The 21,655-nt window shown below is 69.8% G+C and carries 22 protein-coding genes and 1 pseudogene; 13 read left to right on the plus strand and 10 right to left on the minus strand.

Going from position 1 to position 21,655, the window contains the following annotated elements; all coding sequences use genetic code 11:
• Positions 1-40: 40 nt before the first annotated feature.
• Positions 41-2,149 carry an N-6 DNA methylase gene (locus HCJ94_RS12880; RefSeq protein WP_168001244.1) on the minus strand — a complete coding sequence of 703 codons (2,109 nt, stop codon included), beginning with the start codon at positions 2,147-2,149 and terminating at the stop codon, positions 41-43.
• Between the two features lie 292 nt (positions 2,150-2,441).
• Between HCJ94_RS12880 and HCJ94_RS12885 the strand changes: the two genes are divergently transcribed.
• Positions 2,442-4,187 (plus strand): DUF6119 family protein, encoded by a 1,746-nt coding sequence (locus HCJ94_RS12885; RefSeq protein WP_168001245.1) that lies wholly within the window; start codon positions 2,442-2,444, stop codon positions 4,185-4,187.
• Positions 4,188-4,434: 247 nt separating this feature from the next.
• A complete protein-coding gene (locus HCJ94_RS30120) occupies positions 4,435-5,163 on the plus strand; it encodes an AfsR/SARP family transcriptional regulator (protein ID WP_240944186.1) in 729 nt (242 codons plus the stop codon).
• A gap of 198 nt (positions 5,164-5,361) precedes the next feature.
• Here the strand turns inward: HCJ94_RS30120 and HCJ94_RS12895 are convergent, their stop codons facing one another.
• Positions 5,362-6,108 carry a DUF2637 domain-containing protein gene (locus tag HCJ94_RS12895; RefSeq protein ID WP_168001246.1) on the minus strand — a complete coding sequence of 249 codons (747 nt, stop codon included), beginning with the start codon at positions 6,106-6,108 and terminating at the stop codon, positions 5,362-5,364.
• A complete protein-coding gene (locus tag HCJ94_RS12900; RefSeq protein ID WP_168001247.1) occupies positions 6,105-6,467 on the minus strand; it encodes a hypothetical protein in 363 nt (120 codons plus the stop codon). The genes HCJ94_RS12895 and HCJ94_RS12900 overlap by 4 nt, the downstream gene beginning before the upstream one ends.
• Positions 6,468-6,745: 278 nt before the next feature.
• Here HCJ94_RS12900 and HCJ94_RS12905 point away from each other — a divergent pair, with 278 nt between their 5' ends.
• The 3 genes from HCJ94_RS12905 (at position 6,746) to HCJ94_RS12915 (ending at position 8,480) form a co-directional block, all read left to right on the plus strand.
• Positions 6,746-6,883 (plus strand): hypothetical protein, encoded by a 138-nt coding sequence (locus tag HCJ94_RS12905; protein WP_168001248.1) that lies wholly within the window; start codon positions 6,746-6,748, stop codon positions 6,881-6,883.
• A 96-nt stretch (positions 6,884-6,979) separates the two neighbouring features.
• On the plus strand, positions 6,980-7,873 hold the full coding sequence (locus HCJ94_RS12910) for a hypothetical protein (RefSeq protein WP_168001249.1): 894 nt from the start codon (positions 6,980-6,982) through the stop codon (positions 7,871-7,873).
• Between the two features lie 46 nt (positions 7,874-7,919).
• A complete protein-coding gene (locus HCJ94_RS12915; protein ID WP_168001250.1) occupies positions 7,920-8,480 on the plus strand; it encodes a helicase-associated domain-containing protein in 561 nt (186 codons plus the stop codon).
• A gap of 177 nt (positions 8,481-8,657) precedes the next feature.
• On the opposite strand, the gene HCJ94_RS12920 is transcribed toward HCJ94_RS12915, so the two are convergent.
• The 4 genes from HCJ94_RS12920 to HCJ94_RS12935 all read right to left on the minus strand — a co-directional run bounded on the left by HCJ94_RS12920 (position 8,658) and on the right by HCJ94_RS12935 (position 10,700).
• Positions 8,658-9,068 (minus strand): type II toxin-antitoxin system VapC family toxin, encoded by a 411-nt coding sequence (locus HCJ94_RS12920; protein WP_168001251.1) that lies wholly within the window; start codon positions 9,066-9,068, stop codon positions 8,658-8,660.
• Positions 9,065-9,343 (minus strand): type II toxin-antitoxin system Phd/YefM family antitoxin, encoded by a 279-nt coding sequence (locus HCJ94_RS12925; protein WP_168001252.1) that lies wholly within the window; start codon positions 9,341-9,343, stop codon positions 9,065-9,067. The genes HCJ94_RS12920 and HCJ94_RS12925 overlap by 4 nt, the downstream gene beginning before the upstream one ends.
• 484 nt (positions 9,344-9,827) lie before the next feature.
• Entirely contained in the window at positions 9,828-10,004 is a 177-nt protein-coding gene (locus HCJ94_RS12930) for a hypothetical protein (RefSeq protein WP_168001237.1), read from the minus strand.
• A gap of 189 nt (positions 10,005-10,193) precedes the next feature.
• Positions 10,194-10,700: a MarR family winged helix-turn-helix transcriptional regulator gene (locus HCJ94_RS12935; protein ID WP_309227245.1), complete on the minus strand. Its 507-nt coding sequence runs from the start codon at positions 10,698-10,700 to the stop codon at positions 10,194-10,196.
• Positions 10,701-10,788: 88 nt separating this feature from the next.
• On the opposite strand from HCJ94_RS12935, the gene HCJ94_RS12940 reads away from it, so the two are divergent.
• From HCJ94_RS12940 to HCJ94_RS12950, 3 genes are all read left to right on the plus strand, one after another.
• Entirely contained in the window at positions 10,789-11,703 is a 915-nt protein-coding gene (locus tag HCJ94_RS12940) for an NADP-dependent oxidoreductase (protein ID WP_168001253.1), read from the plus strand.
• 51 nt (positions 11,704-11,754) lie between these two features.
• The gene (locus HCJ94_RS12945; protein ID WP_168001254.1) at positions 11,755-12,711 is read left to right on the plus strand and encodes an alpha/beta hydrolase; all 957 of its coding nucleotides are present in this window, start codon (positions 11,755-11,757) and stop codon (positions 12,709-12,711) included.
• A 61-nt stretch (positions 12,712-12,772) separates the two neighbouring features.
• Positions 12,773-13,354, plus strand: coding sequence for an isochorismatase family protein (locus tag HCJ94_RS12950; RefSeq protein ID WP_168001255.1), 582 nt, complete (start codon positions 12,773-12,775; stop codon positions 13,352-13,354).
• A gap of 80 nt (positions 13,355-13,434) precedes the next feature.
• On the opposite strand, the gene HCJ94_RS12955 is transcribed toward HCJ94_RS12950, so the two are convergent.
• The gene (locus tag HCJ94_RS12955; RefSeq protein WP_168001256.1) at positions 13,435-14,046 is read right to left on the minus strand and encodes a TetR/AcrR family transcriptional regulator; all 612 of its coding nucleotides are present in this window, start codon (positions 14,044-14,046) and stop codon (positions 13,435-13,437) included.
• A 134-nt stretch (positions 14,047-14,180) separates the two neighbouring features.
• Positions 14,181-15,050, minus strand: coding sequence for an SDR family NAD(P)-dependent oxidoreductase (locus tag HCJ94_RS12960; protein ID WP_309227246.1), 870 nt, complete (start codon positions 15,048-15,050; stop codon positions 14,181-14,183).
• Positions 15,051-15,246: 196 nt separating this feature from the next.
• On the opposite strand from HCJ94_RS12960, the gene HCJ94_RS31460 reads away from it, so the two are divergent.
• The 5 genes and pseudogenes from HCJ94_RS31460 to HCJ94_RS12985 all read left to right on the plus strand — a co-directional run bounded on the left by HCJ94_RS31460 (position 15,247) and on the right by HCJ94_RS12985 (position 20,746).
• A complete protein-coding gene (locus tag HCJ94_RS31460) occupies positions 15,247-15,675 on the plus strand; it encodes an SDR family NAD(P)-dependent oxidoreductase (RefSeq protein WP_168001257.1) in 429 nt (142 codons plus the stop codon).
• Positions 15,676-15,796: 121 nt separating this feature from the next.
• A complete protein-coding gene (gene rph, locus HCJ94_RS12970) occupies positions 15,797-18,394 on the plus strand; it encodes a rifamycin-inactivating phosphotransferase (protein WP_168001390.1) in 2,598 nt (865 codons plus the stop codon).
• Positions 18,395-18,443: 49 nt separating this feature from the next.
• Positions 18,444-19,181 (plus strand): annotated as a pseudogene (locus HCJ94_RS12975) (class I SAM-dependent methyltransferase); the annotation flags it as partial.
• A 271-nt stretch (positions 19,182-19,452) separates the two neighbouring features.
• The gene (locus HCJ94_RS12980) at positions 19,453-20,349 is read left to right on the plus strand and encodes an RNA polymerase sigma-70 factor (protein ID WP_168001258.1); all 897 of its coding nucleotides are present in this window, start codon (positions 19,453-19,455) and stop codon (positions 20,347-20,349) included.
• A 181-nt stretch (positions 20,350-20,530) separates the two neighbouring features.
• Positions 20,531-20,746: a hypothetical protein gene (locus HCJ94_RS12985; protein WP_168001259.1), complete on the plus strand. Its 216-nt coding sequence runs from the start codon at positions 20,531-20,533 to the stop codon at positions 20,744-20,746.
• 275 nt (positions 20,747-21,021) lie between these two features.
• Here the strand turns inward: HCJ94_RS12985 and HCJ94_RS12990 are convergent, their stop codons facing one another.
• Positions 21,022-21,612, minus strand: a complete 591-nt coding sequence (locus HCJ94_RS12990; protein ID WP_168001260.1) for a helix-turn-helix domain-containing protein — start codon at positions 21,610-21,612, stop codon at positions 21,022-21,024.
• Positions 21,613-21,655 lie beyond the last annotated feature (43 nt).

The raw sequence follows: 21,655 nt of genomic DNA on the forward strand, positions 1-21,655 counted from the left end.
GGGTGGGGGACGGGTTCTCGTTTCAGGTCTTCGACCGGTGTCAGGTCGAGCGTGGGGCAGCGTCTGGTGGAAGCAACGCACCGCCGGTGAGGCCGGCGGCGAGGGTGCGGGCTGCTTCGTCGGCGAGGCGGTTGGCGATGTCCGCTGCGACACGTAGCGCATGGAGCTGGCGGAACGCCTTGCCGTACCGCTGTTGCTCGGCGAGGGGAAGCAGGGGAATCCGGAGGCGCCGGGGGTCGATCCGGACCACGGTGGTGCCGGACGATGCGGCGTTGAGGTTGTTCTCGGCGGCCAGGAATCCGGCGAGAAACCACGGGTCAAGGCGAGCGGGGTCGGGACGCAGGAGGTGAAGGTGCCGGCCGAGGAGATGGCCGGCGTCGCTGGCGTCGGCGACGCGGGCGGTGCTTATGCCTTCGTGCAGCATCTCGGGGAGGATGACGTCCCCAGCTTGGATGGTGACGTCCTCGTCCGAGGGTTCCTCCTCGGCGGCACCCGAGGCGGGCCGACGGGACATCACGTCCCGGGCGGTGAGTGTCCGGGGCACCTCGGAGTTCTGCACAGCGGGGCTTGAGCTGCGAATCGCCGCTGGCGCGCGAAGCAGCGTGAGGGCGTCACCCCGTAGCAGGTCAGCGACGCTGGCGCTTCGCCATGACCGCGGATCGGCGCCGGCGGGGGACCAGGAGTGACCGCCGCTGAGTGTCACCAGTCCGGTCGCTGCGCGCCGCAGCCGGTTCCTCAGCTCGTACGCCATCTCGGCGAGCTCGTCAGGCTTCGCCGAGACCGGGGTGGCGCGGACATGGCGGGCCGGGCTGAGGTCGACCGCCTCGTCGAGGAGGTCGACGACCGGGACGGCCCGTGCCACGCCTGGAATGGGATCGAAGTTGTCGGGGTGCCGGTCGAAGTCCTTCCAGGCGGCGAGGGCCGCAGCGCGCGCCGCAGGCCAGTCCAACGGTGAGCGCCTGCCCGGCGTGTCGTCGGCGCTAGTGGTCTCTGCGCCCGGGGTGTCGACCATGAGAACGGCTGACGGCAGGGTCGCCTGTGGATGTGGCCGTTCGAGCAGCCACAGTTGGAGGCCGATGTGCAGCGGTTGGGCCATCCCGATCGGTAGAGCGATGACGGCTCGTAGTGCTCCGCTACGGACCATCTCGGCCCTTACGCGCCGCCCCGACGGCCGGAACGCGGATCCGGGCGGCATGAGCAGGACAGCACGCCCGCCTGGGGCCAGGTGCGCCAGACAGTGTTGCAACCACGCCAGTTCCGACTCGCCCTTCGGCGGAAGGCCGAACACCCACCGCGGGTCGTACGCCAGATCCTCATGGCCCCACTCGCGGTGGCCGTAGGGCGGGGCGCAGAGCACCGCGTCGGCGACCAGCGTCGGGAATGCGTCGTCGCGCATGCTGTCGCCGACCCGGACGTGCGACTTTGCTTCCTCAGCCTGAACGGCAAGGCGGGCGGCGGCTTGCGCGGCCACCAATGGCACGATGTCCTGGCCGTACAACTCGCGGGCCCCGCGCGCGGCGGCAGCCAGGAGCAGGCCACCGACACCGCACGCGGGATCGAAGACCCTTTCCGGGTACGGCTCGCCTGGGCCGGCGAGAAGATCGGCCATCAGATCAGCGATTGATGGCGGCGTTCGATAGGCGCCGCTGACCTTGCTGTCGCTGATGTCGCCCTCGGCGAACACCTCCAGCGTCCGCGCCGCGCCTTCCTCGGCGATGCAGCGCAGCAGCGTGCGAAGCAGCTCCGCCTCTTCGGGCTGATAGGTCAGGTCGTCCGCACCGGGGATGTCATCGGCGTACGACCGGCTCGTCTTCTGCGCCCATGCGGACATCCGGTCATCGGGAAGCCCGATGGCCGTCTCCACCTTGCTGTCGGGAATGCGACTCGCCGCGACGACGAGCGTGAGGAGCCCGCTTCGGTGGGCGAGATCGGACGCGCTGGCGCGCAGGGCGGTGCGCAGGTCATCTGCAGGAGAACTGGCCGGCAACTGTCCACGGGCGGCGAGCCAGGCCCGAACAGCCTCCAGGTCGTACGCCGGGCTCGCCTCCGTCCCACCTGATGGGGCGGGGAAGTCAGGGTGACGCCGACGCCAGTTGCTGACGGTGGCGCGCGTAACGCCGGCCAGCCGGGAGATCTCGGCGGCGGTCACCTGAGTGGGTTGCGGCATGTGCGTCCTGTCGTCGTGGTGCTGCCCGCCGCACACCTTACACGACGCTGGAGGCGTTTAAACGGTTTGACAGTGCTTTCACAGGCTGCTGTGCTAGAGTCGCTTTCACCAAGGCGGGTCGATCTACTCGGCCATCGCTAATCCCCCGTGCCCGCATCTGGCTACTCGGGCCTGTCGTTCCTCCAGGAGAACTCCGTGTCCATCGCCATGCTGTCCGCTGCTGTCGACGGCTTTCGGCTGACCGTCACCCTCTATGCGAGAGGGTGATCAGTCCATGAACGAGATCGCAAGAGATCGAGTGCGCGAGCAAACTGACGGCAACCGAACCGACCCGCGGACAGGTAACGCGCAGCGCCGGCGGTACGGCGGTAGAGCGTCCCGGCCGCCGTCCACGTACCGCACCACTCTGTACCGGCTCAACGACGTAACCCCCGATGTTCGTGGCTTGCACAGTGGCCTGAACCACCGATACCTGCGCCAGCACCAGTTCTCGACGACCACAACCGAGGTCGCCGGGGCGCCCGCCCTGCTGGTACACGGGCAGGTACCCCAGGCCTCGGCGGACTGGTGCCCGATCGTCACCGGCCTCACGGGCGACACCGTGACCGTCAGTTACAGCAGCGCCGGCTGCGCTCTGCTCATCGCCGTTGCGAACCAGGTGTACGCCTTGACTTATGGCGTCCTTGGCCGGTTCATGATCAACACTGACCGTATCGACCCGGCCTTCGGTATCGCGTTCGCGATCCGGGCGATCGAGCCAGAGCGGGTCCGACGGGTTACCCGCCGGGTGCTGGCCTCCACGGGGCGGGTCGACCGCAATCTCGTCCCCGGCGGGCAGCACATCCGCCGGTACGGCATCGAGGGATGGGGTGAGATCGTAGGTCAGCTCTGCGGAACCCTCACCAACGAACGACTGACCGTCACCCGCGGCAGCACCCGTCCGGTGTCCATCGCCGCAGCCGACTCCCTGCAGATCGCAATCAGCACCGATCCCGGCGGGCTGCTCGACGACTTGCGCGAGATCAGCCGAGTCTGCGCGGGCGAGGCACCCTCGCCCGAACTGGACTTCATCGCCCAGATTCGCCCGCTGCGCGTCGGCGAACGCACCGCCGAGTTGGACGAACGTCTCGACGAGATCCTTGGTCTCGATGAACCTGCTGACCTCGGCATCGCCGTGCCGATCGCCCAGGTCGAGCACGAGCCGTTCGCGTCGTCGTACATGATCAAGGTACCGTACCGCCGGGAACACCGCTCGGACCTCGACCTCGACGCGATCCTGGAAGGCGCCCGCAGCCGGCCGCCGGGGCGCCGCCTGGAGGCACTGAAGCTTGGTGCCATCGGCCTGTGCGCCGACCCGCACGGCCGCGAGCCGCTCGCCCCGCCGGTGTCGGCGCATAAATGGATCACCGCCGAGATCCCCCTCGGAGCGGCACGCATGATCTACCACGAAGGTCGCTGGTACGAGATCGGTGAGCAACACCTCGCCCTTCTCCGGGCCGAGATCGAACAGATCTTGTCCCAACCGACCACGGTCGTGCTGCCGCCGTGGACCAGCGACCTCGCCGACGAGGACGCTTACAACCGGTCCGTTGCGCGGCCCGGGACCGGATACGTCCTGCTCGACAAGCACGGCCTCAAGACCCGGCAACACAACCGCGGCCCTGGTATCGAAGCCTGCGACCTGCTCGGTCCCGGCGACGAGCTGATCCATGTCAAGCGCGGCGGCCGGTCAGCTCCGCTGAGCCATCTGTTCATCCAGGGCGAGGTGTCCGTCGATGCGCTGCTCCACGAGCCCGACGCTCGCGAACGGCTGGTTGCCATGGTGCACGCCCAGCAGCCGACGCACCACATCGATGCAGGGTTCAAGCCGCGCAAGGTCATCTACGCCATCGCGCCCGCGCGCGGCAAGACGCTCACCGCCGACACCCTCTTTACGTTCTCGCAGGTCGCCCTCTATCGAGCCGTCCGGCGTCTGCGTGGCGACAACATCGACGTCGAGGTGGTGACGATACCGACGTAACGAGGCACATGGGCTAGGGCTTGACAGCGGACCGACCAGCGTCGCGAGCGGTGATCGCCAGACGAGCAACGGCAGGAAACCAGGCGGGGATTGAGATTCCTCGTCGCCAGCGTCGGGGAAACTGCCGGACCGCGAGCGGCGTACGGGTTTGCCGGGGCCGCGATGACCCCGACGCGAGCTGTACCGTGTCGACAGTGAGCAACGAGCCTTCTGACGCGAGGTCGAGGACGGTCCCTGGCACCCAGCCATGAACGACTCCCGATCCGAAGACTCTCCCGCGATTATCCCCGCGGTCGGTGACGGCGCTGACCGACCGGACGCCCACGCCGCCCGCCACTGCTGCGGCGAGCAGGCCGATGTCGGAGCCGAGCGGGTGCGGGTCCGTGTTCTCGGCTCACCGGCGATCCTCGGCGTACCCGACGGGCAGCATGTCAGACCGCAGGCAGTCGAGTTTCTCGTCTACCTCATCGTGCGGGGAGGGGCGGCGTACCAACACGAGATCCTCGAGGATCTCATGCCTGAGCCGCCGCACCGGCTGGCCGCGCAGCGACTGCACACCTACACCTACAACCTGCGACAAATCTGCACCCGAATCGGTGGTGAGAACACCTACCTGCAGCTGCGGCGACACCGCTACACCCTCAACCGCGAAGCCTTCGACGTTGACCTGTGGACCATGCGGGACGCCATCACCGCGGCGCAACGCGCCACCGACCCGGCTGCCCGCGCCGCCGCCCTGCGCCGCGCAATCACCGTCTACCGGGGCCCCCTCGCCGACCACACCGGATACCTGTGGCTCGCGCAGCACCAGGAAGCCGTGACGCGCGAGTTCGTAACCGCAGCCGTGACCCTCGCTGAGGCGCTCGCAGACCGGCCCGCCGAAGCCAAAGCCGTGCTCGACGCCGCCGCGCATCACCACCCGGACGACGAACTGCTCGCCGCGGCGGTTGTGACGACTCGCGCCCGGCCGAGCTGAGCGTCGCCATCCGGGTGTGCTGCTGCGGTCGCACGAGCAGCGAGAATGTCTCTCACCCCCAAACCGGCTCCTGTCAGATTCTGCGAACGACCCATATTCGCGATCTTGTCAGATTCACCCGAAAGGCTGACGGCCAAAAACCTCGAAAGACGAGCAAAGCCGACATCGACGGGACCGGCTCGCCGGGCCATCCACCCGTCAAGAACGAGCTGCTCGTTGTTCCGCCTTCCCGGCCTTGTTGGTAACAAGGCGCCGGACATGACGTTCGGACACGCCGGCGGCCAAGGCCAACTCCGCCAGGCTGGCCTGCGGGCGCTCGGCACGCAGCCGAGCCACGACATCCGCCGTGCGCTCCACGCGCCCAGCCGTCCGGATCGGCCGTGTGGTCGACCGCCGCGCACGTGCCGATACTGGGCTCTTCGCCGGACCCTCGGCGACCGCGGTCGGCTGTGCTTCCCCCACCGCCTCGGACACCGAGAGGTCCGATGGATGCGACCCCACTGACAGAGGCACGGTGTCGGAGACCTGCGACTCCTGCTGCGGGCGAGCGGTTTCGGACGTGCGGTGGTTGTTGTGCGCCGTCGGTTGCGATCTGGTCAGCATCGCCACGACCAGCAGCAGCGCGACCGCCGGCCAGGCAGCGACAATTCGCGCCCCAAGGCTCGGTTCGGCGGCAGCGATGTTCGCCGCCACGCTGGCAGCCACCCCCGCTGCGAACGCGATCCGGGCAGACCAGCGCACCTTCCGGCCGGCGCGTTGGTCCTCCATCATCGCCGCCGAGGCGACAACGAGCATCCCGTCGACCGACAGCGGCAGTACGTAGGCGACTTCGGGACGCTCGCCGAACCTCAACGCCACAGCGACCATGTGGCTCCAGGACGACCAGGCAGCGATCCCGGCCACTGCCACCGTGCTCACGTCCCGGGCGATCCGGGTCGGCGTCATCGATCGACCCCCGAATCGAGCCGCTGCGCGATGGCCCGGACCTCGGTGGGGTCCAGCGCCGGACGTCCACCGATGTCCAGCCGCGTCTGGACATCGGTCCACCGCCGCCACCGTCGGACCACCTCGCCGACCTCCAGGCCGGTCGCCTCGGCGATGTCCGCCAAGCCCGCCCCAGCCCGCAGAGCAGCGTGGATCATCGTGGGCTGCCAGCGAGTCCACCAAGACACCACCACAGCGGACAACGCCAGCTCCGCCAAGGCGTCATTTCGACCCCGTGCCGCCGTCCGAGCGACGGCATGGTCATGAAGATCGACCAGGAGCTTGAACGGGTTGATTACTTCAGCATCGACGAACCGCATCGGCGGCGCGGACCGCCGGGCCGGGGTCACCGGCCGCCACCCAAAGTCCGTGAGCTGGGAAAACTCAGTGGCAGCGGGTCACCGGCGATCGTGGCGGTGTGGTTCGCATGGTGGTACCTCCGGCCCACCGAAACGGATACCCAAACGGACGGGGTCAAGGGGGACAGCCGCACGCACCACAGGCCGGATCGCGCTAATGATCCATAACGTGCGGCACGATCCTCGCCCATGGCGTACCTGTCGCCTCCCGCCAGAGAGGGGCGTCGTAGGTTGGCATCGTGCAGTCCCTCGCCGCTCACCTTCGCGCCCTGACCGAGGAGCAGCTCACCAGTCTGGTCGCGAATCGTCGTGATGCGACCCTCGAGCCTGCGCCGAAGACCGCCGACCAGCTCGGCTGCTTCACCCGTCGTCGATAGCGGCTGCCTGTGCGCTGCTTACGCTGCCGCAGCTGCAGGTGGGGGAGGCCGCCGCGGCGCTGGGCCGGGTGCACCACCGCGCGGCTGGCGACGCTGTTGGGCGTACCGGAGGGCGACGCGGACCTGGCCGCGGCGCTGCGCCGGCTCACCGAGCTCGCCCTGATCTGGCCGTACGCCGACGGCTTCGCGGCGGCACATCTGAGCGCGGTGTGGCCGCACCCGCTGAACCTCGGACCGGGTGCCGCCGAGCTGCTCGTCGCCTGGAACATGAACGAGCTGCGCAGGCTGGCGAAGGTGTACGGCGTCCCCGTGACGGGCCGCGGCAAGGACGAGTTGATCGTTGCGCTGGTCGGCTGGCTGGCGCGGCCGGAGAACGTGCGCCGGCTCGTGGCGCAGGCCCCCGCCGACGTTCCCGCCCGGCTCGCCGCGCTCGCCTTGCGGCCGGCGCAGCCCTTCGATGTGCGGGGGATCATGTTCGGCCCGGCCGGGGTGGCGCTGCCGTGGGCCGCCGAGCGTGGTCTCGTCGTCGGCTCCGCATGGGGCGTCGACGGGATGCCCCGCGAGGTCGCCCTCGCGCTGCGGGAGGGCTACGTCGCTGCGTTCGACCCGCAGCCGCCGATCGTGCCTACCACCCCGGTCGAGCCAAAGGACGCCGAACGGGAGGCCGCAGCCGCCGCCTCGGAGACCCTCGCCGCGATCACCGCGATCGTCGGAACCATGAGCGGCGGCCTGGTGCCCCTGCTAAAGACGGGCGGTCTCGGCGTACGCGAGCTGCGTCGGATCGCCAAGTCGTCCGGCCAGGACGAGGATCGTACCCGCCTGACCATCGAACTGCTCGCCGCGGGCGGCCTCACCGAGGCCTCGGACACCGGTCTGGCCCCCTCGGTGGCCTATGACGAGTTCGCTGCAACGGTACGTCACCGGCATCTGGCGGGAAGCCCACCGGCTCGGTCTGCTCGCTCACGGAACAGCGACCAGGCTCTGCCGTAGCCTGCTGACCGGTGACGCCGACGTGACCCATCGGCACGCTCAGGCCATGCTGCCCCGATCCCGCGGCACGGTCCTGTTGCAGAACGACCTCACCGCGGTGGTGACCGGCACCCCGTCGGCCAACCTGCTGGCTCTGCTGGACAGCGCGGCCACGCCAGAGTCCCGCAGCGGCGCCTGGACCTGGCGTTTCTCGCCGGCCAGCATCCGCGGCGCACTCGACGCCGGAAGTACCCCGGCGGATCTGCTGGCCCGGATCACCGAGGTGGCCGAAGGCGGCCGCGTGCCGCAGACACTCACCTACCTGATCAACGACGAAACCCTGCTCACCGAGATCCTCAACACCTGCTCGCTGCAGGCCCTGCACCTGATCCGGCTCGCCCCGACCGTGCTCGCCAGCGCAAAACCGCAGGCCGAAACCCTGGCCGCACTGCGCGCCGCCGGCCACGCCCCGGCCGGCCTCCGCCTCGACGGCAGCCCAGCGATCGAGATCCCGCAACGACGCCGCGCGGCTCCATCACCCACCGAGCCGGACAGCGGTGACCTGTTCCCGCTGCCACGCCTGAGCGACCCGGCCGACGTCGCACGGACTCTCCTCGGCAACCGCTGATTCCCTGCCACCGGACGACCTTGAGCAGTCCGAGCCGTTTCCCGGCCTTGCGCCTAGCTGTGGCTGGGGTGCCGCCTCCGGAGTTGGGTGTTGCGCGGCACGCCGGCTCGCTCACGCGATCAACTCAGCCTGCCTTGGCCAGGTCACCTTCCGGTGCCCGTCTTCGGGAGTCGCGGGTCAGTTCTGGCCGGGACTCGCTACGGGTAATCCTGCGGCCTTGGCGGATTCGAGCAGCCGCCGGTCGTAGGTGACGAAGGCGATGAGTGCCGATCCGGACTCGTTGGTCAGAACCTGGGCGGTGGCGAGGTGGATGGCGTCGAGGCTGCGTAGCGTCGGCTCAGCGAACGCGGCTGCAGTCGCGCGGATCGTACTGTCGATCTCCAGTCGGAAAAGCCGTCCGACGGCCGCCGGCACTCCGATCAAGGCTTGCGGAGCTGATCGGCGCAACGCTCTGGGCACTTCCACCTCGACGAGAGCGGAGGAGACCAGCGGCACATCGTCGTGGGTGTTGAGCCAGGAGACAAGGTCGGCACTGCATGCCTCCTGCCGAACCAGCTTGACGACGGCGGCGGAATCGAGGTAGATCACCAGCGCTCCTCGTCTCGCATTCCGGTGACGGTGGCGGCCACGTCCACATCCTCGTCACCGAGCTTCGGCGGTAGCGGAACAGGACCGCCGCCAGTCGGGGCGACGGCCCGCCCCGCAGCTACCAGCTTGGCCAGCATCGACCTGTCGTCACCTACCGGAACAAGTCGGGCGATCGGATGCCCGCGATCAGTGATCTCGACGGTCTCGCCGCCGCTCACCCGCGCCAACACCTGGCTCGTGTTCTGGTTCAGCTCCCGGACACCGATGCGTTCCATGGACAAGAGTGTAGAACTAAATGTTCTACATCGCCAGTTGCTCGCGTTGCCAGGGCTGCCTCCCAGCCCGGACCAGAACCGGCATCAGGCAGAGGGTCGCTGCGATACCAGGCCGTTCGGGGTGGGCAAGCCAGCGTGGGGCCGACCCGGTCCAGGCGTGGCGACCGACGCGATTCCGCGTGCTGGCACCCGCGTCACTGTGCGATCCGCAAGAAGATCTGGCGCTTCCCTGGTCGCAGGGCGCCATCGCGACCAGCGCCGCTGTTCGAGCGATGGCATGGTCGTGAACTCCGAGAAGGAGCTTGAACAGGTTGGTCTCATCGGCGTCGGCGAACCGCGTCGGCGGTTCGACCGGTCGGGTCGGGGTCATCGCGCACCGCCCGGCACCCATGTGCTGGGGAAGCTCAGTGGCAGCGGGGCACCGGCGATCGCGGCGGTGTGGTTCGCGTGGTGGTACCTCCGCCCCACCACGCAAATGCCCTGCTCAGCCGTGCTGCTGGCGACCCTGGACGAACGCCGTCAAGATCCGGACCGGGGCCGCCAGTCCGCACTGGGTCCGCAGCGGCACGAACCGCTGCCCGGACCAGGCGTCCGCCGCCTGGTCCAGGCCAGAGGTGTTTCCTGTCGCCTCCCGGCAGAGAGGGGCGTCGTCGGTTGGCACCGTCCAGTACCTGGCCGCTCACCTTCGCATCCTGACCCAGGAGCAGCTTTCCCCTGCCGCAGCTCCAGGCCAGCCCGGCTCTCTGAGCTGGGCTGATCGCGTTTCGGGCTCGGGGCACCGCATCGGCCGAAGGTGAGGTAGGCGGCGGACTTCGTGACGTCGGGCGGGGTCGATCGCCGGTTCGAGTGGTCAGCTGGCCCGGGTGCGGTTGGCTCGAGGTTTTGCGGAGCGTGGTGGCGCGGTGCGCATGTGACTGCGGACGCGGCCGAGGATGCCGCTGAGAGCGGAGAGGTCGGCTCGTTCAAGTGAGTCGAACAGCAGTCGCCGGACGACATCGATGTGGCCGGGCAGGACCTGTGCTACGAGGGCTCGGCCGACGTCTGTGACGGCCACGACGATGCTGCGTTCGTCGTCGGGCGCGGGTGATCGGGTGATGAGGCCGCGTTTTTCCAGTAGCCCGGCCTGGTAGGTCAGGCCGCTGCGGCTGTAGACGACGCCGTCGGCGAGGTCGGTCATCCGAAGTCTGCCTTCGGGGGCGTCGGTCAGGCGGGCGAGGATCTGGAACTGCACGTAGCTGAGGTCGCCGTTGGCACGTAGATGCGCGTCGACGGCGTGCTGGAGCAGGCTGCTGACCTCCATCAGGGCGAAGTAAGCGCCTAGCTGTTCGGCGTCCAGGGGTGCTGTCTCGTGGCTCACACCCACAGCCTACTTGCTTCGAATTCGAAACGAGCTATAGTCAGCTCATGCTTCGAATTCGAAGCAACAATGTGAGGGAGTGAGTCTCGTGAAGGCTGTCCGTTTCCACCAGCACGGCGACGCCGGCGCCCTGCGCGTCGAAGACATCGAGCGGCCGGAGCCGAGCACCGGCCAGGTGCTGATCAAGGTGGTGAGCACGTCGTTCAACCCGGTCGACGCCACCATCCGTGCCGGCTACCTGCAGCAGGTCTTTCCGGTGGCGTTGCCGCACATCCCGGGCATCGACGTGGCGGGCACCGTTGAGGCAGTCGGCGAGGGCGTCACCCGGTTCGAGCTCGGCGACCAGGTCGTCGGGTTCCTGCCGATGACGGCCGACGGTGCCGCCGCCGAGTACGTGCTCGCCCCGGTCGAGGTCCTGGCCGCCGCGCCGGTGGCGGTGCCGCTGGCCGATGCCGCAGCGCTGCCGGCCACCGGGCTGACCGCCTGGCAGGCGCTGTTCGAGCACGCCGACGTCCAGCCCGGACAGCGGATCCTGGTGCACGGTGCCGGTGGCGCGGTCGGCGGCTACGCCGTGCAGCTCGGCGCGCAGGCCGGTGCCACCGTGGTCGCCACCGCCGGCCCGCGTAACGCCGAGCGGGTCCGCGGCTACGGCGCCGAGGTGTCCGGCCGCGATATCGGCGACGTCACCGGACCGTTCCACGCGGTGCTGAATTTCGCCCCGGTGCCGCCGGCAGACATGCGTGCCCTCACGGACCTGGTCCGTGCCGGGGGCGTGCTGGTCACCACCACCACCCCTGGCCCGGACGACGAACCGCGCGGGGTGCGCTCGCGCAGCGTGTTCGTCCGCCCCGACGCCGAGCAGCTCGCCGCGCTCGTCAACCGGGTCGACGCCGGCAAGCTGCATATCCACGTCGCTGACCGCGTCCGCCTGGACGAACTGCCCGCGATCCATGCCCGCAGCGACGCCGCGACGCTGACCGGAAAGACCGTCATCACCCTCTGACGTCCAGTCCACTCTCACCCCTCAACCCACCCCCACCAAAGGAGCACTGCCATGGCCCTCACCCTCGACCCGCAGGTCGCCGAAGCCCTCGCCCCGATCGCCGCCGCGATGGTGGGCACCACACCGCCTCCGGTCGGTGACGTGGCCGCCCGCCGCGCCGCGCTCGAAGGGCTGATCGCTCACACCGACGCCGCCCAGCCCACCCCGACCGACGTCACCACCACCGAACACCACCTGGACACCGTCGATGGCGAGAAGATCCGGATGCGCTGGTACGCCAAGCAGGACAGTGCCGGCCAGCCGGGCCCAGCGGCGGTGTACTACCACGGCGGCGGCATGATCCTGGGCCACATCGATTTGTTCGACGGCTCGATTGCCCGCTACGTCTCGGCCAGCGGCACCCCGATCCTGTCAGTCGACTACCGCCGCGCCCCGGAACACCGCTACCCGACCCCGGTCGAGGACGCCTACGCCGGCCTGGTCTGGCTGCACGAGCACGCCGTCGAACTCGGCGTCGACCCGGCCCGCATCGCCGTCTTCGGGGACAGCGCCGGCGGCGGCCTGGCCGCCGCGGTGTCGATCCTCGCGCGGGATCGGCAGGGCCCGCCGATCGCCCAGCAGATCCTGGTCATGCCGATGCTCGACGACCGCAACTTCGCCCCCGACCCGCACCTGGCCCCGTTCGTGCTGTGGTCCTGGGACGACAACCGCACCGGCTGGGGCGCCCTGCTCGGCGACGCCGCCGGCGGTCCCGACGTGCCCGCCGCCGCCGCTCCGGCTCGGGTGGCCGACCCGGCCGGCCTGCCACCGGCCTACATCGAGGTCGGTCAGCTCGACATCTTCCGCGACGAGGACCTCAGCTACGCCCTGCGGCTGTCCCAGGCCGGCGTCCCGGTCGAATTCCACCTGCACCCCGGCGTGCCCCACGAGTTCGAAAGCATCGCCTTCGAATCCGACGCCGCCCGGCGCGTCATGGCCGACCGCGTCCGGGTCCTCGCCGCCCTGTGACCGCGCCGACATCCGCCGAAGACGTGGGCCGCCCGCCGACTTCCCCACCGAAGGAGACCCGATGACCAGCCTGTTCACCCCCGACGACGCCGCGATGCTGCTGATCGACCACCAGACCGGCACCATGCGCTGGGCCGCCTCGACCCCGTTCGAACAGCTCAAGAGCCGGGCACTGGCCCTGGCCCGGGCCGCGAAGGCCCTCGACATGCCGCTGGTGCTGACCTCCTCACTCGAGGAACAGGCCCAGGGGCCGCTGCTGCCAGAGTTCGCCGACATCGCTCCTGCCGAGTACGTCGGCCGGATCCGCCGCCAGGGCGCCGTCGACGCGCTGCACGACCCGGCGTTCTCCGCCGCGGTCGAAGCCACCGGGAAGCGCAACCTCATCGTCGCCGGCGTCACCAACGACGTGTGCACCGTCTACCCGGTCCTCACCGCCCTGCGGAAGGGCTACCGCGTGCAGGTCGTCGCCGACGCTGGTGCCTCCATCACCAAGGATGCCGACGACATCGCCCTGCGCCGCATGGCACGCGCTGGCGCCGACATCACCTCCACCAACCAGGTCCTGGCCGAGCTCGCCGCCGACTGGTCGACGCCCGCCGGCCAGCGCGTCGTGCCGATCATGTTCGACCTCATCCCCGCCTGAACCCAGCCATCGACCCCGACAAGCAGCCCGGCCGCACGGAGAGCGCCCCGGCGTACCCGCGCGGCCGGGCACGACAACACCTAACTCGGGCGGCGGGCCAGGGACTCGAGGATGATCTCCCGCGCCGCGCGGGCCGTGGCCGCGAAGGCGGCCGGCTCCCGGCCGATGCGTTCGGCGCCCGCGCGCATGACACCGGACAGCAGCTCCACCGCGAGGTGCACGTCGCCGACGTCGCGGAACTCTCCGCGCGCGATGCCGTCCCGGACGACGTTCTCCACCTCGACTACGATCGCGTGGAACGGGCTGTCCGGCCCTTTCGGCACCTCGGCGACCAGCGGAGCGGAGCCCGGCCGGAACATCAACTTCATGGCCTGGTCCGTGGATGCCTCCAGGACCGCCTCGATGATCTCCCGCATCCGTTCCGCGGCCGGGTCTGCGGAACGCGCGGCGATCGCGGCCACACGCTTGACCGCGGGACGGCTCGCCCGCTCGGTCAGCGCCCGGACCAGCGCGCTCTTGTCGCGGGCGTAGTTGTACAGCGTGTTGCGCGCGAGCCCGGCCCGGGCCGCGATATGGCCCATGTTGATGGAGTCGTAGTCGCGCTCTAGCAGCAGCTGCCGCATCGCCTCGGCGAGGTCGGCCCACACCATCTCGTGGTGCTCCTCGACGTTGGCTCCCCGGATCCGCGGCATCCGATCATCCTCTCCCCACTGCGGCTTCCCTCCGCCCCGGGTTTGCCTCCCGCCCGGGCGGCGGCCGTGCCGAACTACCTCTCGCCTCGTGCCCGCCTCACCTCCCGCTCAGCGCGGGGCAGGCTAGCCGGTGGTCATGCGGCGGCTCCCTTCGGGTAGTGGCGGCGCAGGTTGGCGGCGCTGATGCGGTCGAGCATGCGGTCGGAGAGTATCCGGGGCAGGCGGGTGAGCAGGGCGGCATCCAGGCCGATGGTGTAGCGGGTGCGCGGTCTGCGGGTCGTCACGGCCTTCGCGATGACCCGGGCGGCGGCGTCGGCCGTCCGGCCCGCTGCGGTGCCTGAGTCCATCAGCGTGTTGATCGCCTGGACCAGGCTGCCGTAGCGCTCGTCCTGCTCCGGCGTCATCTGGGCGGCCAGATGGTTCGCCGTCGCGATCCCGCGGGCGGCCATCTCCGTGCGGACGCCGCCGGGCTCGACCACGACCACCTGTACGCCCAGCGGCGCGACCTCACGGCGGAGGGAGTCGCTGACCGCCTCCAGGGCGAACTTCGTGCCGGCGTACGCGCCGTAGGTGGGCATGGCAATCTTGCCGCCGACCGAGCTGATGTTGATCACGCGACCCTTGCTGCGCAGCAGCGCAGGTAGGAGCGCCTGAGTGACGGCGATGTGGCCGAACAGGTTGACTTCGAACACCCACCGCCACTGCTCCATCGGCAGGGCTTCGACCGGGGCGTTCACTTGGATGCCGGCGTTGTTGACGAGCGCGTGCAGCGCACGCGGGTCGCCGGCGACCCGCGCGGCGAGTGCGTCCGCCTGCTCGGACTTGGTGATGTCGAGGATGACCGGCTCGATGCCGGTCGATCGGATGGCGTCGGCATCACGGTCGCGTCGCACACCGGCCAGGACATGGAATCCCTGGCAAGCCAGTTCACGGGCGGCTGACGCGCCCATGCCCGTGGAGGCTCCGGTTACGACGATCAGCTTCTGGGTTCGCTTCGGCACCACTGCACACTCCCTTACGCGACAGGTTGTCGCAAAGATTACGACACTCTGTCGCCAAATCTGGATTGCGAGGGAAGATGTGACGTCGTTCACTCGGAATGCCTCGGCCGCATCGAAGGAATCCGTCACGCCGCCGAGGTGACGCTCGCCGCTCAGCGTCCTTCCTGCGATCACGGCTCACGAAGTAGTGACGGCGGTCGTGACCGGAGCCAACCGCGGCATCGGGTTCGCGGTGGCCACCGGGCTGGTGCGACGGAACTGCCGGGTGGTGCTGATAACCAGGAACCGGGCGCGGGGCGACCAGACCGTGGCGGCGCTGCGGGCGGCCCGGGCGGCGCGGGTGGCTCGGCGGAGTGGTGCGTACCGAGGACGGGTACGAGCAGTCGTTCGTGGTGAACCACTTGGCACCGTTCCTGCTCAACCACCTGTTGGAGAAGCGGCTGGGGGAGGGTGGACCAAGCGCCCTCGGCCATTGCCAGGCTCGCTGCGGTGTAGGCCGATGGGGCACCCGCCTGGGCCTACGACGCGTACCGGGGCGCGCCGCCGCTTCGCGAGAAGCTCGTCAGTTCCAGCGGACGGCAAAGACAAAGGCAAGGAGATATCTCTCCTTGCCACTCCTAACGTATAGCGCACCGGGGGGCTTGCGGCAAGACCCGTGTCGGGGCGCAGAATCGTCGGCCGAGGCCACCACCTGCGGAAATGGGCACGACGTGCGTGTGTGCGAGCACGGCTGCCTTGGGGGTATCGCAATGATCGAGCAGTACGTGTTGGATCTTCACGAGGTTGACGAGACGCGGGTCGCGGTCGTCGGCGGCAAGGGCGCGCACCTGGGCGAGCTGTCGCGGATGGAAGGCATCCGCGTGCCGGCTGGCTTCTGCGTGACGACGGACGCCTTCCGGCGGATCATGGCGGAAGCGCCGTCGATCGACGGTCGGCTCGATCAGCTGTCCCGCCTGAACCCGGACGACCGGGAGGCGATCCGCACGATCAGCGCCGAGATCCGCTCGACTGTCGAAGGGATCGCCATCCCCGACGATCTGACGGCGGCGATCACCCGCGCGCTCGCCCGACCCGGCGAGCAAGCCGCCTACGCCGTCCGATCCAGCGCGACGGCAGAGGACCTGCCGACGGCCTCGTTCGCCGGCCAGCAGGACACGTACCTGAACGTCGTGGGGCCGGCGGCGATCCTCCAGCACGTCAGCCGGTGCTGGGCGTCGCTGTTCACCGAGCGGGCCGTGACCTACCGGCAGCGCAACGGCTTCGACCACCGGAAGGTCCACATGGCCGTGGTCGTGCAGCAGATGGTCTTCCCGCACGCGGCCGGCATCCTGTTCACGGCCGACCCCGTCACCGGCAACCGGAAGGTCGCCACCGTGGACGCCAGCTTCGGCCTCGGCGAGGCCCTGGTCTCCGGACGGGTGAACCCGGACGTCTTCAAGGTGCGCGACGGCGCGATCGTCGCCAAGACGGTCGCCGCCAAGCAGCGTGCCGTTCACGCCCTGCCGGCGGGCGGGACGCAGGAATTGACGATCGACCCGCAGCGGCAGGAGCAGCCGGCGCTGACGGATGCGCAGGTCGTGCGGCTCGTGCAGCTCGGGCGGCGGATCGAAACGCATTTCGGCCGCCCGCAGGACATCGAATGGTGCCTGGTCGACGATGACTTCCAGATCGTGCAGAGCCGGCCGATCACCACGCTGTTCCCCATCCCCGCGATCCCCGACGCAGAGAACCACGTCTACCTCTCAGTCGGTCACCAACAGATGATGACCGACCCCATGAAGCCGCTCGGGGTCTCCGTGTGGCAGCTGACGGCCCTGGCGCCGATGCACGAGGCCGGCGGGAGGCTGTTCGTCGACGTCACCCGGGGCCTGGCCTCGCCCGCCAGCCGCGCCGGCCTCCTGGAGATGGCGGGGAGGTCCGATCCGCTGACCAGGGACGCGCTGGAGACCGTCCTCGACCGCCAGGATTTCGTCCCGGCGCTTCCGGACGGCGGTCCCGGCGGGCCGCCGGTCGGCGGCGCGTCCGCCCCGATCGAGACCGATCCGGCCATCGTCACCGAGCTGATCGAGCGCAGCCAGGCGTCCATCGCCGCCCTGCGGCGCGACATCCGGACGAAGACCGGACCGGCGCTGTTCGACTTCCTGCTGGAAGCCTTCCATGAGCACAAGCGGGTCCTCAGCGATCCGCTGAGCATGCAGGCGATCATGGCGGGGATGGAGGCCACCTGGTGGCTCAACGACCAGCTGCACGAGTGGCTGGGCGAGAAGAACGCGGCCGACACGCTCACGCTGTCCGCCCCCGGCAACATCACGTCGGAGATGGGACTGGCGCTGCTCGACGTCGCCGACGTGATCCGTCCGCACCCGGAGGTGGTGGCGTTCCTGCAGGGCGTCGAGGACGACGGCTTCCTGGACGAGCTGCCGAAGCTCGCGGGCGGGACCGAAGCGCGCGACGCCATCGAGGCATACCTCGACCGGTACGGCATGCGCTGCGTCGGCGAGATCGACATCACGAGGCCGCGTTGGCGCGAACGCCCCACCACGCTCGTGCCCGTGATCCTCGACAACGTCAGGAACTTCGAGCCGGGCGCCGCCAGGCGGCGCTTCGAGCACGGACGGCAGGATGCGCAGAAGAAGGAACAGGACGTGCTCTCGCGCTTGCGGGCCCTGCCGGACGGAGAGCGGAAAGCCGGCGAGGCCAAGCGGATGATCGACCGGGTCCGGACCTTCATCGGCTACCGGGAGTACCCGAAGTACGGCATCGTCAGCCGCTACTTCGTCTACAAGCAGGCCTTGCTGGAGGAGGCCGAGCACCTCGTGCAGGCCGACGTGATCCCCGAGAAGGAAGACATCTTCTACCTCACGTTCCACGAACTCCACGGCGTCGTGCGCTCGAACACAGTGGATGTCCAGCTCATCCAGCAGCGCAAGGACGCGTTCCGGTCGTACCAGGCGCTCACGCCGCCCCGGGTGCTCACCTCTGACGGCGAGGCCGTCACCGGCGCGTACCGGCGCGACGACGTGCCGGCCGATGCCCTGATCGGCTTGCCGGTTTCCGCCGGGACCATCGAGGGGAGGGCCCGCGTCATCCTCGACCTGGCGGAGGCCGATCTCGAGGCGGGCGACATCCTGGTCACGGCCTACACCGATCCCAGCTGGTCGCCCCTGTTCGTCGCGATCACGGGCCTGGTGACGGAGGTGGGCGGCCAGATGACCCATGGCGCGGTGATCGCCCGGGAGTACGGCCTGCCGGCTGTCGTCGGCGTGGTGGATGCCACCCGGCTCATCCGGGACGGGCAGCGGATCCGCGTCCACGGAACCGACGGGTACGTCGAGATCCTTCCTTGACCGACCTCACCGCTAAGGTGACAGCCAGAGAGGCGGCGACATGTCCAGTGCGCAGTTGTACGACACCATCGGAGCCACCTACACCGTGACGCGGCGCACCGAGCCGCGGATCGCCGCAAGGGTCTGGGCCGCGCTCGGCGATGCGCGGACGGTGTTGAACGTCGGAGCCGGTGCCGGCTCCTACGAGCCCGCCGACCGTGACGTGGTCGCGGTGGAACCGTCGGCGCTCATGCGTGCGCAGCGCCTCGCAGGCGCAGCGCCGTGCGTGGCTGCCGCCGCGGAGAGCCTTCCGTTCGAGGACCGGTCCTTCGACGCGGCGATGGCCTTTGCCACCATCCATCACTGGCAGGACCCGATCGCGGGCCTGCGCGAGATGCGGCGCGTTGCTCGCCGCGTCGTGGTGTTCACGCACGACACCAGTGACGCCGGATGGCTTCGTCGGTTCTGGCTCACTCGCGACTACCTTCCCGAGGTGGCGGATCTCCTTGCCGGCCGGCCTTCGGTGACCGAGTTGGCCAGCGCGATCGGAGCCCGTCTGGAGCCGGTGCTGATCCCGTGGGACTGCGTCGACGGCTTCTTCGAGGCCTACTGGCGTCGGCCCGAGGCATACCTGGACGAGAACGTCCGTCGCGGGGTGTCGGTCTGGGCCAGAGTCGGGCCGGACGCCGAGCAGCGGGCAGTGCACAGCCTCCGTGACGACCTCGCCTCAGGTCGGTGGGCGGAACGCAACGGCGACCTCGTTGGTCTCGACGCGGCAGAGCTCGGCCTTCGCCTGCTCATCGCCTGAACCCGCCACATCCGGGTACGACTTCGCTGCCCGGTGTCCATTCGCGGGTGAGCAAGATCCGCACCTACTCCGCCGCAGGACGTTACGAGTCGGACCGAGGCGGCGGAGTGGCCGGCGGACGGTCAGCGGCAGTCCGATGTGCCAGAGGGCCTCCCAGGGCGACACGAACCGATCATGGCACGGCGTGGCGTGCGCCACCCGGTGCGCTGTCACAGGCGGGTGGCGTCCGGTGTCTTGTGGGTCGAACAGTCGTCTCGGGCAGGAGCGGACCATGGGTGAGGACAGCCGGCCAGGACCTGCCACCGAGGTGTTCGTCGCCCATCGCAACCTGCTCTTCACCGTTGCGTACGAGATGCTCGGCTCGGCGGCGGACGCCGAGGATGTGCTCCAGGAGACCTGGCTACGGTGGATGACTGTCGATCTCGGCACGGTGCGGGACCAGCGCGCGTACCTCGTCCAGATCGCCACCCGCCAGGCGCTCAACCGGCTGCGCACGCTCGGCCGCCGCAAGGAGTCGTATGTCGGTCCCTGGCTGCCCGAGCCGCTGCTGACCACGCCCGACGTGGCCGAGGACGTCGAGTTGGCCGACAGCGTGTCGACGGCGATGCTGCTGGTCATGGAGACGCTCACGCCGGTCGAGCGGGCGGTGTTCGTGCTGCGTGAGGTGTTCCAGTTCGGGTACGACGAGATCGCGGAGGCGGTCGGCAAGAGCTCGCCGGCGGTGCGCCAGATCGCTCACCGCGCACGGGCGCACGTCGCCGCCCGGCGGCCGCTCGGGGCCGTGTCGCCGGCCGAGAGCCGAGCCGCACTCGAGGCCTTCCAACGGGCGGTCGAAACGGGCGACCTGCAGAGCCTGCTCGACATCCTCGCGCCCGACGTCGTCGCCGTGGGCGACGGCGGTGGCGTCAAACGGGCCATGCCGCGGCCCGTGGTGGGGGCCGACAAGGTGGCTCGCCTGCTGGCCGTCGGCCTGGATCTGGTCGGGGCCGCACTGTCGCTCGAAGCCGTCCAGGTCAACGGCTCTCCGGCGCTCCTCCTGCGGCTCGACGGGGAGATCGACAGCGTCATGACGCTGCGCGTCGAGGGCGGCCTGGTCACCGGCATCTACACCGTGCGCAACCCGGAGAAGCTGTCGCGCATCGAGCGGGAGACCACGTTGAGCCGGTGAGACCGGACCACGATCGCCGACCGTCCCCGCGCGACCGTGTTCGCCTGGCCGAAGGCAGACCGGACCGGTCAGGAATCGAGAAGCACCGGTCACCGGACCGTAGCTAGCGTGACCGCCGTGGATATCCATCCCGCCCGGCGGGCCGCCGGGGCCCGGGGGTGGGCGACGTCAGGAGGTCCCGATGAACTGGAACAAGTGGGTACGGCAGATCCACCGCTGGCTGGCCGTCGCCTTCACGGTGACCGTCGTCGTCACCTTCGTCGCCCTGGCGCAGGAGGAGCCGCTCGTCTGGGTGTCCTACGTGCCGCTGCTCCCGCTCGCCCTGCTTCTGTTCACCGGTCTGTACCTGTTCGCGCTGCCGTACGCCGCCAAGTGGCGACGCGCCGCCGGGAGGTGACGCGGGCGTGCCCGCCGGCATCCACGCGGTCGGGTGAAGGGCGTCGGTCCGACCCGTGGCGGTGCGGACGTCTCGTGCCACCACACCCATGAGTCCTCCTTCTGTCGTTCTTCCCGAGCGAAGGCGCCGCGACGGTGATGTGGGACGACTTCGGGCGCAAGCCCGCGTACGACGCCCTGCGCGACACCCTGGCCGAAGCGCGCTGGGGTGGTCGCTGAGGCACCCGCCACCGGTAGCGGGCGGCGGTCACCAGGTCGTGGCCGCCGCCCGAATCGTCATGACGAGGAGGAACGGGATGTCGGACGGGCGCGCAGGTGGGCGCGTTCGCCCTGCCGGCCGAAGAGACTGAGGATCTCGACCGGCTCGCCGTCGGCGGCACCGAACCAGTGCGGCACCCGGGTGTCGAACTCGGCCGCCTCGCCCGGCGTGAGCACCAGGTCGTGCTCCCCGAGGATCAGCCGCAGCCGCCCGTTGAGGATGTAGAGCCACTCGTACCCCTCGTGGGTCTTGGGGTCGGGGGTCGCCTTGCGGGCCGGGATGACCAGCTTGTACGCCTGGATGCCGCCCGCCCGCCGGGACAGCGGCAGCATGGTCATGCCGTGGTGGGTGACCGGGCGCAGGTGGATGCGCGGGTCGCCGGTGGGCGGAGCGCCGACCAGTTCGTCGAGCGTGACGCCGTGGGCGCGGGCCAGGGGGAGCAGCAGTTCGAGGGTCGGCCGGCGGGCCCCGGACTCCAGGCGGGAGAGGGTGCTCACCGAGATGCCGGTCTCCGCCGACAGGTCGGCCAGGGTGGTCTCCCGCTGTCTCCGGAGGGCGCGCAGTCGCGGGCCGACCGCGTCGAGGGCCTGGTCCAGGTCGCTGTCCATCCCGCAAGTTTGCCATAACGGCAAGAACATTTGCCGGTACCGC

Origin of the sequence: Micromonospora thermarum, from assembly GCF_012034245.1 — a bacterium.
In the GTDB taxonomy this organism is placed as follows: domain Bacteria; phylum Actinomycetota; class Actinomycetes; order Mycobacteriales; family Micromonosporaceae; genus Micromonospora; species Micromonospora thermarum.

Coding starts and splice junctions, on each gene's coding strand:
- HCJ94_RS12885 (WP_168001245.1), top strand. CDS start 2,442: ATGAACGAGATCGCAAGAGATCGAGTGCGCGAGCAAACTGACGGCAAC.
- HCJ94_RS30120 (WP_240944186.1), top strand. CDS start 4,435: ATGAACGACTCCCGATCCGAAGACTCTCCCGCGATTATCCCCGCGGTC.
- HCJ94_RS12895 (WP_168001246.1), bottom strand. CDS start 6,108: ATGACGCCGACCCGGATCGCCCGGGACGTGAGCACGGTGGCAGTGGCC.
- HCJ94_RS12900 (WP_168001247.1), bottom strand. CDS start 6,467: ATGCGGTTCGTCGATGCTGAAGTAATCAACCCGTTCAAGCTCCTGGTC.
- HCJ94_RS12915 (WP_168001250.1), top strand. CDS start 7,920: ATGCTGCCCCGATCCCGCGGCACGGTCCTGTTGCAGAACGACCTCACC.
- HCJ94_RS12925 (WP_168001252.1), bottom strand. CDS start 9,343: ATGGAACGCATCGGTGTCCGGGAGCTGAACCAGAACACGAGCCAGGTG.
- HCJ94_RS12945 (WP_168001254.1), top strand. CDS start 11,755: ATGGCCCTCACCCTCGACCCGCAGGTCGCCGAAGCCCTCGCCCCGATC.
- HCJ94_RS12950 (WP_168001255.1), top strand. CDS start 12,773: ATGACCAGCCTGTTCACCCCCGACGACGCCGCGATGCTGCTGATCGAC.
- HCJ94_RS12955 (WP_168001256.1), bottom strand. CDS start 14,046: ATGCCGCGGATCCGGGGAGCCAACGTCGAGGAGCACCACGAGATGGTG.
- rph (WP_168001390.1), top strand. CDS start 15,797: ATGATCGAGCAGTACGTGTTGGATCTTCACGAGGTTGACGAGACGCGG.
- HCJ94_RS12980 (WP_168001258.1), top strand. CDS start 19,453: ATGGGTGAGGACAGCCGGCCAGGACCTGCCACCGAGGTGTTCGTCGCC.
- HCJ94_RS12985 (WP_168001259.1), top strand. CDS start 20,531: ATGAACTGGAACAAGTGGGTACGGCAGATCCACCGCTGGCTGGCCGTC.
- HCJ94_RS12990 (WP_168001260.1), bottom strand. CDS start 21,612: ATGGACAGCGACCTGGACCAGGCCCTCGACGCGGTCGGCCCGCGACTG.